Below are 16,588 nucleotides of genomic sequence, written 5' to 3'. Positions count from 1 at the left end.
AAAATCCTTTCATCTTAGGAAATCAATAAAATTTTAACATAAACCATTAATAATACAAGTAAGGCATGAAAAAAAAGCAGAATTGCTTCTGCTTAATTATCTTCCTTTCCAGGATTGTATACAATCTTTATACGCCGCTGATTTCCTTCACCCTCACTGACCGTGGATACATACCTCATATTCGTCAGATAATTATGAATTGCCTTGCGTTCATCTGCCGGCATCGGATCAAGCAGCGCGTCCGTCTTAGTGCGCTGTACCGTTTTCGCAACCCTTCCTGCCAATGCGCAAATCTTATGATATTTTTCTTCTTTATATCCGTTGATATCAATCAGCAGACCAATTCTTTTTTTAAATTCGCTGGATGCGGCAGATTTCAGAATACTATTCAGTGACTGAAGTGTCTGTCCATTGCGTCCAATCAGAATTGCATTGTTTTCAGCATTCAGAGTAACGCGGTAAAAACCGTCATCATTGATTACTTCAACCGTTACTTCCATTTCAATGTTTTCAAAATAGGTTTGCAGATATTCTTTGATAAAATTTTGAATATCCTGTTCACAATAAACAGTAGCACTAACTTCTCCGCCTAAACCAAGAAAACCTTTTTTTTCTTCAATAACATTGTAAGTTAAATTCTCTACAGAAGTATTTTTTCTGCGAGCTGCTTCCTGCAGTAATTCTTCCAGATTTTTACCAGTGTAAATTTCCATAACTGCCTCCTTCTGCTATACGTTTCCTTTAATAAAGAATTTATCGATAATCAAAGTCTGCAGAACACGGGCGATAGATGAAATCAGCCAGTAGAATGACATACCTAGAGGCCAAGAGAGGGCAAATACAGAAATCATTGCCAAACTCATGTACATCATCATATTCATCGACTGCATCATGCCAGAACCTTTCTGTTCCGGCTGTGCATACTTCTTTTCTTTTACGTTTGCTTTTTTCTTATGATGCTTCTGCATCCACTGTGGGAATTTCATTGATAGGAACTGCGCGATAATCATCAGCAAGAAAATCAACAGATATGCCCACTGACTGTCGCGGATACCGGAGATAACCGTTGTATCCAAATGAATGCCCATGAAATCACCGGAAATAACCGTATAGGCGCGCATGACCGCTTGATACATACCCAGAATGATCGGAAACTGGATAAACATAACCAGAATGGAACCAAATGGATTGATTTTGTTTTTACTGTAAATAGCCTGCATTTCCTGTGCCTGCATCATCCGAGAACGATCATCTGTCTTACCTGCATATTTTGCTTGGATACGATTCAGTTCCGGCTGAAGCATCTGCATTTTTTGAGACGCTACTTGTGATTTGATTGAAAAAGCGGATGTGATCAGTTGAATAAATAAAGTAACGACGATGATGGCAATACCAGCATCGGTATATTTACCAACAAAGTTGATCATCTGAGAAATCGGCCATACGATAATATCAAACCAACTTCCGTTTGTCACCGTGTCCCAAAACGGTGTATTCAGATAAATAATCTGATCTTTTAAGATATCACCATTGGCACCTCGAGGTTGTGAACACGCTGCCAGCGTAATCAGCATAAAGACACTGAGAAACAGCAGCTTTTTTTTGTCTTTAAAAAATCTTTTCATTCTTATTCTCCTCGCTAAGATAGCTTACCTATCTATTTTAACTTTTTTAACTACGCTTTCCAAGAGTTTTTTATTAGTATTGTATTTTTCTTCAAGAAAATGGGGGCGAACGAGGATAATTATGTCAAAATTTTCTTTGAATGTACAAGTTTCCATTATCATCATTCTCAGCTGCCGCTTTACTTTGTTGCGGACAACCGCGTTGCCCAGTTTCTTTCCTGCCGATATACCGACTCGCATATGATCCAATTTCCGCGGTTTTACATAAAGAGTGAAGGATGGTGTATGATAAAATTTTTTATATTGAATAATCGACAAAAATTCCTGGCTGTCTTTAATTCGATACTCTTTTTTCATGAACATTCCTCCCTTTCCTTATATACTAACTAAATATTTACCTTCAAACATTCCCTGAATTACAAAAAAATCACCTCGGAGGTGATTTTTAAGCTGATAACACTTTTCTACCTTTGCTGCGACGACGCGCTAATACTTTACGTCCTCCTACAGTAGCCATACGGGCCCTGAATCCATGAGTTTTTTGGTGTTTTCTTTTGCTCGGTTGATATGTTCTCTTCATAGGAGCCACCTCCAATTCTATTGTTAAACTTTCTATAAATTGAGCATTGCTTTTAGATTATACATAAAAACATTTATAAAGTCAATAAAATAACGTATCTTATGAAACTAAAAATATTCTTTTTTTGGATCCTTTTTTTCGATATCAAAATGAAGACTCTTTTTATAAGGTAACCATTTCATTTATGAAGAAAAATAAGCAATTATGACAGAAAGGTTTTGAAATTAGAAAAATTTACGTAAAATAACTAAAAATATGTGGATAAAAAAGAAGTTTTCAACAGTTTTAAGAATCTTTTATTTAATTTTGTGGAAAAACTCAGTTTTAAGTTAATTTTTGATAAAAAGTAACAATAAATTCACTTATCAACAAATTATTAACACTTTGAATAGCATAGTTTTCCACCATGTGTTGAAAAGGTGGAAAAGTTATTAAAATCCTTTGTTTATTATATTTTTTTAATATTCATATCGTGGAGTTTACAACTGTTATACCGAAGATAATCCCCATTTTCCACAATTAAAGTTATAAACAATTACTTTTCAACAACTTTTCCCAGTGGAATATTGTGGAAAACTACATAAAAAACCTATTTATCAAGGATATTCTATATTTTTGGTGGAAAACTCATTCTTTTTTATATAGTCATAGTAAATTATCCACTTTTATAGTAAAATTAACAAGTATAAATGAGGGATGATTATGGCAGAATACACGAATCAAAATTTAAAAAAAATATGGCAGGATACTTTAGATTTGATTCAAACAAATCATGATTTTGACAATGCGATTTTTAATACATGGATCAAAGATTCTTCTCTGTACGATATTGATGAAGAATTTGCAATCATTGTAGTTCCTTATAAAATTAATAAACAGATTATGCTTGAAAATATATTAATGATTCAGTCACGGCTGAGTTCTGTTTTGGAAAAAGACATGCAGTGTCAAATATTTCTTAAAGCAGAGGTGGATAATCTAACACCTAACAGTGTGGTGAAACGAAGAAATGATGAATTATTTGAGAATAAAATTAAAAAGCAATACAATTTTGATAATTTCATCATCGGTAAAAGCAATCGGGATGCGCAGGCCGCAGCTCTGAACTGCTGCTATTATCCCGGTAATTACAATCCGCTTTTCATCTATGGCAATTCCGGACTCGGTAAAACTCATCTTCTGCACGCCATCGGTAATTATGTACTGGAAAATCAACCAGATAAACAAGTTCTCTATATATACAGTGAAGATTTTGTTACATTGTTGATCGACGCCATGAAAAATAAAACGGTGGAAGACGTAAAGGAAAGAATCAGCAAAGTAGATTATCTGCTGATTGATGATATTCAGCGCCTGACGCAGAGTGCTTCACAGGAAATTTTCTTTAATTTATACAATAAGCTGGTTTCTGATAATAAACAGATTGTCATTACCAGCGATATGCACCCTGCTGAACTAAAAGGCATAGAAAATCGTCTGATTTCACGATTCTCCAGCGGTTTATCAATTACCATCGGATCTCCGGAATTTGAAACCGCAAAAGCAATTTTACGTAAAAAATTGGAAGGACGTCAAGACGATATCATTATTGAGGATGCCGTATTGGATTACATAGCAACCCGCTTTTCCAGCGATGTACGGAAATTAGAAGGAACTCTGAATGAATTATTTTTTAAAGCAATACTCTACAATCCGGAAACGATCAATTTAGAATTCGCAAAAGAAATATTCAAAGAAGATCCGTCCTTTTCAAAAAGTGAAAACATAACCCCTGCTAAAATAAAAAAAGCTGTCTGTGATTTCTATGGGCTGACCAAACATCAAATTGAAAGTAAATCACGCACTGCCAATATTGCCAATGCACGTCATATTGCCGTCTATTTATGCCGAAAGCATTTAGAAATGCCATTCGCAAAAATCGGTTTTGAATTTGGAAATCGCGACCATTCGACAATTATGTCTTCATATGAAAAAATGGTTAAGATGCTGAAAGAGAAAGAAAGCTTCCAACAGGCGGTTATTAAAATCGAAAATAAACTAGGTATCCACTAAAGTTTTCAACACTTTCACACTTTTATTCCCCATCGAATTTTGTTAAAATAAAGGTTGAAATACAGTTTATTTCAAGTTTTCCACATTTTCCACATGCTTATTGTTGTTATATATAAAAAATATATATCTAGAAGGGAGAACATTCATGTATTTTAAAGTATCGAAAAAAGATTTTCTAAATGCATTAACAGTTGTTTCAAGAGCTATTTCTACTTATTCACCATTACCGGCATTCAGCGGCATTAAAATAGAAGCAGGTGACAATGTTCTGACATTGACCGGAAGTGATTCTGATATGTCTATTCAAACCTTGGTGAAAAAAAGTGAAGAAGTATCCCTTGATGTGAGAGATAAAGGTTCCATCGTTCTGGAGGCAAAATATATACTTGAAATTGTAAGAAAGATCAACTCAGATGATATTGAAGTAGAGATCATTGATGGTTCATTAACAAAAATCAGCGGTCAAAATGCTGAATTCAAAATCAATGGTATGAAAGCTTCAGAATATCCAACAATTGATTTTAATCGTCCAAATGATGTTTTTACGATGAAATCGGATGTATTGACTCAAATTATCAATCAAACTTCTTTTGCAACAAGCGATAAGGAAACACGGCCAGTTCTGACCGGTGTCAATTTTAAAGCAGATGGTACGAAACTGGAATGTGTGGCTACCGACAGCTACCGTTTAGCAAAAAAAATGATTGAAATGGAAAGTTCGTTAAATTTTAATATCACGATTCCTGCTAAAAGTCTTGCTGAGGTTAATAAAACCCTTACTGACGGAATTGAAGTTCAGGTTGCCGTGGATGATAAAAAAGCACAGTTTATAATTGAGGATACACTGATTCAGACACGTTTGATCGACGGTGTATATCCTGAAACATCCCGGTTGATTCCATTGTCTTTTGATTATGAAATGACAATGGATACTCATGATCTGTTAGGCGCGATCGATCGTGCATCATTTATTAAAAATGATGGTGTATCGGTTATTAAACTCACTATGGATGAAACGGAGTGTGTGTTATCTTCCCGTGCGATTGAAGTCGGTTCTTCCACTGAAATCTTAAACAGCGCAAGCTATAAGGGCGGACATTTGGAAATCAGCTGTAACGGTAAGTATGTCTTTGATGCAATCAAGGCTTTGAACGGTCAGTTGGTGAAATTTAGCCTATGTGGTGAAATGAAGCCGTTCATTATCCAGTCTGTAGACGATGACTCGGTTTTGCAGCTGGTATTGCCGGTACGGACATACGCGTAAAAAATAAATGTGTATTTCAAAATCTGTTGATATATTTGTCAGCGGATTTTTTTTATTTTTGATTGACCTATATTGTTTGATTTTTATAAATTATTTATGCATGAAAAATATGTCGTAAAAGGTATGAAAATTTTATGGAAAAGCATCGTTAAAATCAACAAAAACAGTACTATTTATGATATAATATATAAGGTACGCGAAAGAGGTTTTATGATGAAAATACAGATACATACAGATTATATTACGTTAGGTCAGTTATTGAAGCTGGCGGATGTTATTCAGTCCGGCGGAGAAGCAAAAATAGCTGTGAAAACACTTCCGATTCAAGTAAATGGAGAACCGGAAAATCGCCGTGGCCGAAAGCTGTATAAAAATGATGAAATCATCATAAACGAAAAGCATATAACAATCGTATGATTTTAAAAAAAATGCGGATTCGCCAATTTCGCAACTATGAAGATCAGACGCTGATGTTTGATCAGGGGATTCAATATATTACCGGCCGAAATGCTCAGGGGAAAACCAATCTGTTGGAAGCTATTTTATATTTGTCAACAACACGTTCTCATCGGGTGAATGATGATGCGGAATTAATCAAAGAAAGTCGTGATTTCTTTTTAATTAACGGAACTTTGGAAAAAGGTAATCGAAGCATCGAGCTTAGAATCCATGTCAGTAAAGAAGGAAAAAATCTCTTTATTTATAAAAGTCCGATACGAAAAGTTTCTGATTTTGTAGGTACTTGTAATGCCGTAATGTTCTGTCCGGATGATTTGACGCTGTTTCAGGCAGCTCCGCGCGTCCGCAGACGATTTATCGATATGGAGCTCAGTAAAATGAGTAAGACATATATGAATGCATTAACGAAAGCCAATCGGCTTCTGAAGGAACGTAACGCGGCGCTGAAGCTGGAATCGATAAATCAGGAATATGTGAAAGTGATTGATGATCAGTTTCTTGATTTGCAGGTTCTGATTATGAAACAGCGAAAAAAATTTCTCGATGAATTGATGAGTTGCGGAAAGAATTTTTATGAAGATATCTCACAGGATCTCAGCGATCTTGCTTATACATATGTATCTGCTGTTCCCTATGAGGAAGATGAAAATGCTGTAAAACAGTCGCTGCGGAAGAAATATGAAAAGAACTGGACGCGTGACTGTATGATGAAACAGACTATGATCGGTTTTCATAAGGATGATGTGATATTTACTATCAATGGTAAAGAGATGTCAGTTTATGCGTCACAAGGTCAAAAGCGCAGTGCGCTTCTGGCATTGAAACTCGGTATTGTATTTATGAATAAAGAAGTTACCGGAGAATATCCGATTCTGCTGCTGGATGATGTGTTCTCAGAATTGGATGAATATAGGAGAAAAAAACTTCTGGAGGTGCTGCCTTCAGAAGTTCAGATATTTATTACGGCAACTGATCGCTATTCCATTCCGGAAGAATGCGGAAAAAAAATAACGGATTGGTATGTCGAACATGGAACTGTCAAAAAAGGAGCTGAAAATTATGGATCAAAGTAAAGAGATTGAACAACTGGAAAGGAAAGTTGAACATTCTTATACAGCCGATGATATTCAAGTATTGGAAGGCTTGGAAGCAGTCCGAAAACGTCCGGGCATGTATATCGGAAGTACATCGGAAAGAGGTCTGCATCATCTGGTTTGGGAAATTGTCGATAATGGTATCGATGAAGCCTTGGCCGGTTACGCTACTGATATTACGGTTGTGCTGGAAAAAGATAACATTGTCCGGGTAGAAGATAACGGACGCGGTATGCCGGTAGGTATTCATGAAAAGACCGGTATTTCTGCAGTAGAGACTATTTTTACAATTTTGCATGCCGGCGGAAAGTTCGGCGGCGGTGCCTATAAAGTATCCGGTGGTCTGCACGGTGTTGGCGCCAGTGTTGTAAACGCTCTTTCTAAATGGTTGGAGGTATTTGTCCATCAAGATGGAAAAATTTATTATCTGAAATTTGAAAACGGCGGACATGCGGTAGAACCACTGAAGGTTGTGGGTGAAACTGATAAGCATGGATCGATCGTACGCTTTGCGGCTGATCCTGAAATATTTCAGGAAACCACCGAGTACAATTATGACGTATTGAATTCCAGAATTCGTCAGCTGGCTTTTTTGAACCGTGATATTAAGCTTGTATTCCGTGATGAGCGCGGAGAAGAAGTTCGTGAAGTGGTTTATAAATATGAAGGCGGCATCAAAGAGTATGTAGAATATTTGAATAAAAATAAGGATGTTCTGCATGAGGATGTTGTCTATGTAGAAGGAATTGAGGACGGTATTTTAACGGAAATTGCACTCCAATACAATGATGGATATATTCCTAATATTTATTCATTCTGTAACAATATCAATACGCAGGAGGGAGGAACGCATGAAGATGGATTCCGATTAGCCTTAACCCGCGTTATAAATAACTATGCCAAAGACAACAATTTCATTAAAAAGGAAGAATCACTCGCCGGAGATGATGTGCGTGAAGGATTGACCGCGATCATATCCATCAAGCATCCGGATCCTCAATATGAAGGACAAACCAAAACCAAATTAGGAAACAGTGAATGCCGCAGAATCGTATCCAGTATTCTGGGTGATCAGCTGGAACGTTTCTTTATGGAAAATCCCGATACAGCTAAGATAATCGTTGATAAAGCGATCCTCGCCAGTAAGGCCAGAATGGCCGCAAAAAAGGCACGTGAGCTGACGCGCCGCAAAAGCGCATTGGAAATTTCTTCACTGCCTGGAAAATTGGCTGATTGTTCATCGAAAGATGCCAGCGAATGTGAAATTTACATTGTCGAGGGTGATTCCGCCGGCGGAAGCGCAAAGCAGGGTCGAAATAGTAAATATCAGGCGATATTGCCGCTGCGCGGTAAAATTTTGAATGTTGAAAAGGCACGTCTGCACCGTATCTTTGAAAATAATGAAATACGTTCCATGATAACTGCATTCGGGTGCGGAATCGGTGATGAAATGGATGTGACAAAGCTTCGTTATCATAAAATCATCATCATGACCGATGCCGACGTTGATGGTGCGCATATTTGTACGCTGCTGCTGACATTCTTCTATCGTTATCTGCGGCCAATTATCGAAGGCGGATACGTATATATTGCTCAGCCGCCACTGTTTAAGCTGCAGAAGGGTAATCATATTGAATATGTATACAAGGATTCAGAAAAAGACCGGGTTATGCATGAATTGGGTGAAAATGTAAAAATTCAGCGCTATAAAGGTCTTGGAGAGATGAATGCGGAACAGCTATGGGAAACAACCATGGATCCGGAATACCGTATTTTGAAAAAAGTCGAAATTCAGGATGCTATGGATGCAGATAACGTATTTGAAATGCTGATGGGCGATGAAGTAGAGCCTCGTCGTAATTTCATTCAGGAACACGCAATGTATGTTAAAAACTTGGATATTTAATTAGGAGGTGCAAAAAAGATGGATATAAGCAGGGATAAAGTAGAACTGGTCAATATATCGGAAGAAATGAGAAATTCATTTTTGGATTATTCCATGTCTGTAATCGTATCACGAGCACTTCCGGATGTCCGCGATGGATTAAAGCCGGTACATCGCCGAATTCTTCACGCAATGAATGAGCTTGGCATTGTAGCCAACAAATCTCATAAAAAATCAGCACGTATTGTCGGTGAAGTTATCGGTAAGTATCACCCGCATGGTGATACTGCTGTATATGATGCTATGGTGCGTATGGCACAGGACTTCAGTTATCGCTATGAACTAGTTAACGGTCACGGTAACTTTGGTTCCATGGATGGTGACGGAGCTGCTGCAATGCGATATACCGAAGCAAAAATGTCTAAGATCGCAATGGAAATGCTGCGGGATATTCAAAAGGATACTGTAGATTTTGATTTTAACTACGATGGTGAAGAACGAGAACCGGTGGTATTGCCATCTCGTTTTCCAAATCTGATCGTAAATGGTTCAGTCGGTATTGCGGTTGGTATGGCAACCAATATTCCGCCTCACAATCTGGGAGAAACGATTGACGCAGCCTTAGCGGTTATGGACAATCCGGATATTACAGTCATGGAGCTGATGGAAAACCATATCAAGGGTCCCGACTATCCAACCGGCGGCATCATTTTAGGCAGAGCTGGTATTAAGCAGGCGTTTGAAACCGGCCGCGGTGCGATTGTTACACGTTCTCGCGTTGAGGTTGATGAGTTACCGAATGGTAAACCGCGGATTGTGGTTAAAGAAATTCCTTATCAAGTGAATAAAGCTAATCTGGTAGAGAAAATAGCTGCTTTGGTACGCGAAAAAATCATTGACGGTATTACTGATCTGCGTGATGAAAGTAACCGTGACGGGGTACGAATTGTTATCGAATTAAGAAAAGACGTGCAGCCGGATGTTATTTTAAATCAACTGTACCGAATGACAGCATTACAAACTTCTTTCGGTGTTAATTTTCTGGCACTGGTTAACGGCGCCCCTAAACAGATGGGGATAAAAGAAGCATTACAGCATTATGTCAATCATCAAATTGATGTAATTGAACGCAGAACACGCTTTGATTTAAAAAAAGCTGAGGATCGCGCACATATCTTAGAAGGTTTGAAAATTGCATTGGATCATATTGATGAAATTATCCGTATTATCCGTTCTTCTAAAGAAGACGGAGAAGCTTCATCAAGATTGATTGAAACCTTTCAATTATCGGAAATTCAAGCCAAAGCAATATTAGATATGCAGTTTCGTCGTTTGACCGGATTGCAGAGAGAAAAAATTGAAAATGAATATAACGAATTGATCGCTCTGATCAGTGATTTGAAAGATATTTTGGCAAATCATTCCCGTGTTTTGGAAATCATTCGTACTGAATTGACGGAAATCAAAGAAAAGTATGGCGATGCCCGCAGAACCGAAATAAGTGATGCGGAAATTGATATGAATGATGAGGATTTAATTCCAGTTGAAGATATTGTAATAACAATGACAACCAATGGTTATATCAAGCGGATGCCGGTTGATACCTATCATACCCAACATCGCGGCGGTAAAGGTATTAAGGGAATGACAATTCATGAGGATGATGTCATTGAACTTTTAATTTCTATGTCAACACATGACTATTTACTGGTATTTACAAATATTGGTAAAGTATATCGTTTGCGCGGATTCAATATTCCGAATGCATCCAGAACCGCAAAAGGATTACCGGTCATCAATCTGTTAAACCTCGATAAAGAGGAAAAAGTAAGAGCATTGGTTCCGGTTAAACGTGATTCTGAATCAAAATATTTGTTCTTTGTAACGAAAATGGGAATTGTAAAACGGGTGAATATGGATGAATTTGAATCCATTCGTACCAACGGTAAGATCGCAATCACGCTCCGTGAGGATGATGAACTGCTCGGAGTTAAAGAAACAACCGGTGATGATGAAATCATTATTGCAGGATCAAATGGTAAGGCAGTTCGCTTTAATGAGGATGATGTAAGACCGATGGGTCGTACTGCCAGCGGCGTTAAGGGATTTAATATTGATGGCGGTGAAGTGGTTGGAGTAGCTACTACTAAAGAAGGAACGCATATTCTGACTGTCAGTGAAAATGGATATGGTAAACAGACACCGATTGATGAATACCGTTTAACATCACGTGGAACAAAAGGTGTTAAGACAATCAACGTAACAGATAAAACCGGTAGTCTTGTCAATGTACGTGCAGTAAATGGTGATGAAGATGTCATGATTATCACATCTGATGGTATCATCATTCGAATTTCATTAGATAATGTTGGAGTTTACGGTCGAAATACACAGGGCGTACGCTTGATCAATGTTAATGATAACACCAGTGTTGCCAAAGTGGCGATTGTCGCAAAAGCAGAAGAAGAGGCTGATGATTCAGCTGAAACAAGCAGCGAGACTGCAAATGAGGTTGACAGTGAATCAAATCAATGATATAAATTTCTTAAAATAAGAAATCGATGACAGGGACAAGTAAGATACAAGTATATTTCAGAGACATGACGGCGGGTGTGAGTCATGATATGATGTATTGGAAATCCCCCCTGGAGTGAATAGGTGAATGAAGTAGCTTATTTCGGTTGTACCGTTATCACATCAAGAGAAGTCTAATTTTTATGGACTTAAAAAGGGTGGCAACGCGAGGTATCGTCCCTTTACGGGGCGGTGCCTTTTTTCTATTCAAAAGGAGGAAATGAATATGTTGGATATGAAATTTTTACGTGAAAATCCAGAATTGGTGAAAGCAAATATTAAAAAGAAATTCCAGGAGCATAAGCTGGAATTGGTGGATAAGGTTATTGATCTGGATGTCAATAACCGCAAAACTAAGCAAGCTGCGGATGAACTTCGGGCAAAACGTAATACAATTTCAAAAGAAATTGGTGGTTTAATGAAAAAGGGGTTAAAAGAAGAAGCAGAAGCTAAAAAGAAATTAGTCCAGGAAATGGTCGGTGAATTAACAGCGCTGGAAGAAAAAGAAACTGCTCTTGCGGAAGAAATTAAGAAAATTATGATGGTTATTCCTAATATGATCGATGCATCGGTTCCGATCGGTAAGGATGATAGTGAGAATGTAGAGGTTCAAAAGTATGGAGAGCCAATCGTTCCAGACTTTGAAATTCCTTATCATAGCGAGATTATGGAACGATTTAATGGCATTGATCTGGATAGTGCCCGAAAAGTAGCAGGAAACGGTTTTTATTATTTAATGGGAGATGTTGCACGTCTTCATTCTGCGGTTATATCATATGCACGAGATTTTATGATCAATCGTGGATTTACCTATGTTGTACCGCCGTTTATGATTCGCAGTGATGTTGTTACTGGAGTAATGAGCTTTGCGGAAATGGAAAATATGATGTATAAAATTGAAGGTGAAGACTTATATCTGATTGGTACAAGTGAACATTCTATGATAGGAAAATTTATTGATACCATACTCGATGAAAAAGATATGCCTTACACATATACCAGCTATTCACCGTGTTTCCGTAAAGAAAAGGGTGCGCATGGAATTGAAGAACGTGGCGTGTACCGTATCCATCAATTTGAAAAGCAAGAAATGATCGTTGTCTGCAAACCGGAAGAAAGTATGGAATGGTTTGTTAAACTGTATACAAATACTGTTGATCTATTCAGAAGCTTGGATATACCGGTGCGTACTTTAGAATGCTGCTCCGGTGATCTGGCTGATTTAAAATGCAAATCTATTGATGTTGAAGCGTGGAGTCCGCGTCAGAAGAAGTATTTTGAAGTAGGAAGCTGTTCTAACTTAACCGATGCACAAGCAAGAAGACTGGGAATCCGGGTAAAAGGCGAAAATGGAAAATACTTTGCGCATACATTGAACAATACAGTGGTAGCACCACCGCGAATGCTAATCGCATTCTTGGAAAATAACTTAAATGCTGATGGCTCAGTCAATATTCCAGAAGTACTTAGACCATATATGGGTGGTAATGAAAAAATAGTTCCGTCAAAGTAAGAACAAACGCTATTTCTTGTTTTTTGTTTCACGTGAAACATTTGAATGATTTGTCGAAATACTATTCATGAAAATGTTGAAATATTGCTTGTCTATGATATAATATATAAGCTACTACAATGACATCTACTGAATCAGGTCAGATTGGGAACAAAGCAGCCTTAAGGGAGCTCTGTCATGTGTAGTAGTTTTTATTTATTATAAAAGAAGTATTGAGGATATAAAACATGACAAATGATGAAAGGTTCATGAAAGCAGCTTTGCGGGAAGCTGTGAAAGCAAGAGATATGAATGAAGTGCCGATTGGATGTGTAATTGTTCATGAAGGGAAAATTATAGCCAAAGCTCACAATTTAAGAGAGAAAAAGCAATTATCAACTGCGCATGCGGAAATATTGGCAATTAATAAAGCCTGTAAAAAAATCGGAAGCTGGCGATTGGAAGAGTGTACCTTATATGTAACATTGGAGCCATGCGTAATGTGTTCAGGAGCCATTCTATTATCCAGAATCAATCGTGTCGTATATGGAGCTAAAGATCCTAAAGGGGGATGCTTGGATAGTTGTATACAAATATATAAAGTAAAAGGATTCAATCATTATCCGATATGGAATGGCGGCATCCTTAAGGATTCCTGCAGTGAAATTATTTCTTCTTTTTTTCGTGAAAAGCGCAGACAAAACAAAGTAAAAAGCAATTTTTAGAATTGCTTTTTTTCATAGTTATAGATGTATAAATTTGATATAATATTAACAGAGAAAGTTGGTGGCATATGGCTTATAAAGCATTATATAGAACGTATCGTCCCAATGGGTTTCAGGATGTAGCCGGTCAGCAGCATATCGTGAAAACCTTGCAGAATGCTGTTCAGCAAAATAAAATCGCACACGCTTATTTATTCTGCGGACCTCGCGGTACAGGAAAAACATCAATAGCGAAGATTTTCGCAAAAGCAGTAAACTGTACCGGAGAAGGGAATAAACCTTGTTTAACTTGTGAGAATTGTCTGGCAATCACTGAAGGTAATCATCCGGATATCGTAGAAATAGATGCGGCGAGTAATAATGGGGTAGAAGAAGTCAGAAATTTGATTGAAAAAGTTAAATATGCTCCAATCAAAGGAAAGTATAAAGTTTATATCATCGATGAAGTACATATGATGTCAACTGGTGCATTTAATGCACTATTAAAGACAATAGAAGAACCACCAGCACATGTTATTTTTATTTTGGCTACAACAGAGCCGCATAAAGTGCTGCCAACAATCATATCGCGGTGTCAGCGCTATGATTTCACCAAAGTACCAAATAACGATATAGCTGAATATATTGATAAAATATTAAAAAAAGAAGCTGTGAACTGCAGTGATGAAGCAGTTCGCTTAATTGCTCAGCTGGCTGATGGCGGCATGCGAGATGCATTGAGTATTCTTGATCAATGTATAGCATATGCACAAAATAATATAGAAGCACATCATGTAAATGAAATTTACGGTATCGCAACTATTGAAGATAAACTGACCCTCTTAGAATCAGTTTTTCAAAAAGAAGCAGGAAAGGTATTAAATGAAATTGAAGAACTAACTGCAAAGGGAACGGATCTAAAACGGCTGACTACCGATTTAATCAATTTGTTAAAGGAAACAGTCATTTATGACTATACGAAGGATGCATCTCTTTTAAGAATTATTTCTGTCGAAGAAGTGCAAAGACTGAAAGTGAACAATGACATCGATAAACGATTAAATATGATTGATGTGTTGATGCAGACATTTGATAAGTATCGCAATGCAGCCAGTGTTCGTTCTTATTTCGAAGTATGTTTATTAAAAATGATGAATATTAGCGGGGAGCCAGTTATCCTACAAAAAAATGAGGCAACAACCGTATCACATAAACCAACTGAATCATCAGACTTATCCGAATTTACAGAAACCAAGCAGAACGGTAAACAGGTTGAGGAAACAGAAAAAATCGTCCAGGTAGCTAATGATGTTTCACGTGAAACAAATAACGACGAATTTGCGGAATCAGCGTTTGTATCGGATGATGATTCTTCGTCAGAACCGGAATTAACAATGGTTATGGAAATGATTCCAGAAGAACAGGCGAGTGAAACGCCATCTGCACAAGCGTATGAAAACAAAAGCGCAAATCCACTAAAGGATGAGTTTATTCTGCAATTATTGGTTGGTGCGAATAAGCAGGAAAAGAAAAAAGTTAATGACGCTTTTACCCATTTAGATGACTATTTGTATGAATTGAATTGGGCTAAGCACGCCAGTTTAATAAAAGGGGCACAAAATATCGCAAGTGGTGAGCAATATGTGGTCCTGGCAGTAGAAAATCAAGCACGAGCCAATGAAATTAATGAAAATGATAAGAACAATGAATTTATATCTTTCACTAGAGAACTGTTTCATCAAGATAAAAAAATATTTGCAGTCACATTTGAACAAAGCAAGCAAGTCATTCAAATTTTTAAAGAGCGAATGCTATCCAATTCGCTGCCGGAAGCAATTCAATTTGAAAATGTAGGAAAGAATTATGAAGCTGAAGAAGCACATGAATTAACACCGGAAGAGTCTATATTGAATTTGTTTGGTGAAAGTCATGTAACAGTAACGGAGGAATAATATGAATATTCAAGGTTTATTAAAACAAGCGCAGCAAATGCAGCGTGATATGAGCAAGGTGGAAACTGAATTAAAGGAAAAAAAATATGAAAAGACGATCGGCGGCGGTGCCGTCAAAGTGGTTGCGAACGGGGCTATGAAACTTGTAGACCTGCAGCTTGATGATTCATTATTAAAAGAAGATAGAACAGAAATTCAGGAAATGATCATGACAGCTGTGAATGAAGTATTGGCTGAAGCAGTAGAAGACAAAGATTCTGCGATGAATGAGTTGACAGCGGGTATCAAGCTGCCTGGTGGATTCTAATGTATCCAAAGCAATTTGAAGCACTTGTTGATTGTTTCCAGCATCTATCCGGAGTAGGATTGAAAACTGCAGAGCGATATGCATTCGAGGCATTGGAGTGGGATGATGAACAGATTCATCGATTCATGCAGGGGTTGGATGGCATAAAGGATATTCATCACTGCTCAAAATGCGGTCATTTAAGTGATGAGGATTTATGTGATATTTGTAAAAACAGCGATCGTGACCAAAGTGTTATTTGTGTAGTTCAGCAATCAAAGGATGTTGTGGCCATGGAGAAAACCCATGAGTATCATGGTGTCTATCATGTTTTGGGTGGAGTTATTTCTACTTCTAAAGGAATTCTCCCGGAAGATTTAAATATTGATAAACTAATCCAGCGAGTGGATCAAGAATCGGTAAAGGAAGTGATTCTTGCGACAAATCCGACTGTAGAGGGAGAGACCACTGCCCTATATCTGTCAAAGCTTCTGGAAAATAAACCGGTGGAGATCACACGGATCGCTCATGGTCTGCCGATGGGCGGTCATTTGGATTATGCCGATGAAATGACGCTGATCAAAGCATTAGAAGGACGCAAGAAAATGTAATAAAAGAGGA

General features: G+C 37.6%; 15 protein-coding genes, 1 other RNA gene and 1 other annotated feature. Of the genes, 12 read left to right on the top strand and 4 right to left on the bottom strand.

All coding sequences use genetic code 11. The features are described from left to right. Positions 1-92: 92 nt before the first annotated feature. From GSF08_RS01645 to rpmH, 4 genes are all read right to left on the bottom strand, one after another. Positions 93-713: a Jag family protein gene (locus tag GSF08_RS01645; protein ID WP_160624132.1), complete on the bottom strand. Its 621-nt coding sequence runs from the start codon at positions 711-713 to the stop codon at positions 93-95. A 15-nt stretch (positions 714-728) separates the two neighbouring features. Further along, the gene (locus GSF08_RS01640) at positions 729-1,625 is read right to left on the bottom strand and encodes a YidC/Oxa1 family membrane protein insertase (protein ID WP_160624131.1); all 897 of its coding nucleotides are present in this window, start codon (positions 1,623-1,625) and stop codon (positions 729-731) included. 24 nt (positions 1,626-1,649) lie between these two features. Beyond that, positions 1,650-1,982: a ribonuclease P protein component gene (gene rnpA, locus GSF08_RS01635; RefSeq protein ID WP_160624130.1), complete on the bottom strand. Its 333-nt coding sequence runs from the start codon at positions 1,980-1,982 to the stop codon at positions 1,650-1,652. 88 nt (positions 1,983-2,070) lie between these two features. Beyond that, complete coding sequence (gene rpmH, locus GSF08_RS01630; protein ID WP_008977969.1) at positions 2,071-2,205, bottom strand: 50S ribosomal protein L34; 135 nt, start codon at positions 2,203-2,205, stop codon at positions 2,071-2,073. A gap of 702 nt (positions 2,206-2,907) precedes the next feature. On the opposite strand from rpmH, the gene dnaA reads away from it, so the two are divergent. The 12 genes from dnaA (at position 2,908) to recR (ending at position 16,578) form a co-directional block, all read left to right on the top strand. Next, positions 2,908-4,257 carry a chromosomal replication initiator protein DnaA gene (dnaA, locus tag GSF08_RS01625; RefSeq protein ID WP_160624129.1) on the top strand — a complete coding sequence of 450 codons (1,350 nt, stop codon included), beginning with the start codon at positions 2,908-2,910 and terminating at the stop codon, positions 4,255-4,257. Between the two features lie 145 nt (positions 4,258-4,402). Beyond that, positions 4,403-5,521: a DNA polymerase III subunit beta gene (gene dnaN / locus GSF08_RS01620; protein ID WP_160624128.1), complete on the top strand. Its 1,119-nt coding sequence runs from the start codon at positions 4,403-4,405 to the stop codon at positions 5,519-5,521. Positions 5,522-5,731: 210 nt separating this feature from the next. Then, positions 5,732-5,938: a S4 domain-containing protein YaaA gene (gene yaaA, locus GSF08_RS01615; protein ID WP_430641171.1), complete on the top strand. Its 207-nt coding sequence runs from the start codon at positions 5,732-5,734 to the stop codon at positions 5,936-5,938. After that, positions 5,935-7,053: a DNA replication/repair protein RecF gene (gene recF / locus GSF08_RS01610; RefSeq protein WP_160624127.1), complete on the top strand. Its 1,119-nt coding sequence runs from the start codon at positions 5,935-5,937 to the stop codon at positions 7,051-7,053. Before yaaA ends, recF begins: the two co-directional genes overlap by 4 nt. Continuing rightward, complete coding sequence (gyrB, locus tag GSF08_RS01605; RefSeq protein WP_160624126.1) at positions 7,040-8,980, top strand: DNA topoisomerase (ATP-hydrolyzing) subunit B; 1,941 nt, start codon at positions 7,040-7,042, stop codon at positions 8,978-8,980. Before recF ends, gyrB begins: the two co-directional genes overlap by 14 nt. An 18-nt stretch (positions 8,981-8,998) precedes the next feature. Continuing rightward, positions 8,999-11,494: a DNA gyrase subunit A gene (gene gyrA / locus GSF08_RS01600; protein WP_160624125.1), complete on the top strand. Its 2,496-nt coding sequence runs from the start codon at positions 8,999-9,001 to the stop codon at positions 11,492-11,494. A 17-nt stretch (positions 11,495-11,511) separates the two neighbouring features. Beyond that, positions 11,512-11,718, top strand: a binding site (T-box leader). Between the two features lie 41 nt (positions 11,719-11,759). Continuing rightward, positions 11,760-13,046, top strand: coding sequence for a serine--tRNA ligase (gene serS, locus GSF08_RS01595; protein ID WP_160624124.1), 1,287 nt, complete (start codon positions 11,760-11,762; stop codon positions 13,044-13,046). Positions 13,047-13,149: 103 nt separating this feature from the next. Further along, positions 13,150-13,247, top strand: an RNA gene (gene ffs / locus GSF08_RS01590) — signal recognition particle sRNA small type. Between the two features lie 47 nt (positions 13,248-13,294). Further along, positions 13,295-13,750 (top strand): tRNA adenosine(34) deaminase TadA, encoded by a 456-nt coding sequence (tadA, locus tag GSF08_RS01585; RefSeq protein ID WP_249805804.1) that lies wholly within the window; start codon positions 13,295-13,297, stop codon positions 13,748-13,750. 68 nt (positions 13,751-13,818) lie between these two features. Then, positions 13,819-15,681, top strand: coding sequence for a DNA polymerase III subunit gamma/tau (gene dnaX, locus GSF08_RS01580; RefSeq protein ID WP_160624122.1), 1,863 nt, complete (start codon positions 13,819-13,821; stop codon positions 15,679-15,681). 1 nt (position 15,682) lies between these two features. Continuing rightward, positions 15,683-15,988: a YbaB/EbfC family nucleoid-associated protein gene (locus GSF08_RS01575; RefSeq protein ID WP_160624121.1), complete on the top strand. Its 306-nt coding sequence runs from the start codon at positions 15,683-15,685 to the stop codon at positions 15,986-15,988. Continuing rightward, positions 15,988-16,578, top strand: coding sequence for a recombination mediator RecR (gene recR, locus GSF08_RS01570; protein WP_160624120.1), 591 nt, complete (start codon positions 15,988-15,990; stop codon positions 16,576-16,578). The genes GSF08_RS01575 and recR overlap by 1 nt, the downstream gene beginning before the upstream one ends. Positions 16,579-16,588: the final 10 nt, after the last annotated feature.

This window comes from Copranaerobaculum intestinale, assembly GCF_009831105.1.
GTDB lineage: Bacteria > Bacillota_I > Bacilli_A > Erysipelotrichales > Erysipelotrichaceae > Copranaerobaculum > Copranaerobaculum intestinale.
Note: the sequence above shows the minus strand (reverse complement) of the source record. Positions and strands in the feature narration are given on the sequence as shown.

Coding starts and splice junctions, on each gene's coding strand:
- gyrA (WP_160624125.1), top strand. CDS start 8,999: ATGGATATAAGCAGGGATAAAGTAGAACTGGTCAATATATCGGAAGAA.
- serS (WP_160624124.1), top strand. CDS start 11,760: ATGTTGGATATGAAATTTTTACGTGAAAATCCAGAATTGGTGAAAGCA.
- GSF08_RS01640 (WP_160624131.1), bottom strand. CDS start 1,625: ATGAAAAGATTTTTTAAAGACAAAAAAAAGCTGCTGTTTCTCAGTGTC.
- dnaX (WP_160624122.1), top strand. CDS start 13,819: ATGGCTTATAAAGCATTATATAGAACGTATCGTCCCAATGGGTTTCAG.
- GSF08_RS01575 (WP_160624121.1), top strand. CDS start 15,683: ATGAATATTCAAGGTTTATTAAAACAAGCGCAGCAAATGCAGCGTGAT.
- recF (WP_160624127.1), top strand. CDS start 5,935: ATGATTTTAAAAAAAATGCGGATTCGCCAATTTCGCAACTATGAAGAT.
- gyrB (WP_160624126.1), top strand. CDS start 7,040: ATGGATCAAAGTAAAGAGATTGAACAACTGGAAAGGAAAGTTGAACAT.
- yaaA (WP_430641171.1), top strand. CDS start 5,732: ATGATGAAAATACAGATACATACAGATTATATTACGTTAGGTCAGTTA.
- tadA (WP_249805804.1), top strand. CDS start 13,295: ATGAAAGCAGCTTTGCGGGAAGCTGTGAAAGCAAGAGATATGAATGAA.
- GSF08_RS01645 (WP_160624132.1), bottom strand. CDS start 713: ATGGAAATTTACACTGGTAAAAATCTGGAAGAATTACTGCAGGAAGCA.
- recR (WP_160624120.1), top strand. CDS start 15,988: ATGTATCCAAAGCAATTTGAAGCACTTGTTGATTGTTTCCAGCATCTA.
- rpmH (WP_008977969.1), bottom strand. CDS start 2,205: ATGAAGAGAACATATCAACCGAGCAAAAGAAAACACCAAAAAACTCAT.
- dnaN (WP_160624128.1), top strand. CDS start 4,403: ATGTATTTTAAAGTATCGAAAAAAGATTTTCTAAATGCATTAACAGTT.
- dnaA (WP_160624129.1), top strand. CDS start 2,908: ATGGCAGAATACACGAATCAAAATTTAAAAAAAATATGGCAGGATACT.
- rnpA (WP_160624130.1), bottom strand. CDS start 1,982: ATGAAAAAAGAGTATCGAATTAAAGACAGCCAGGAATTTTTGTCGATT.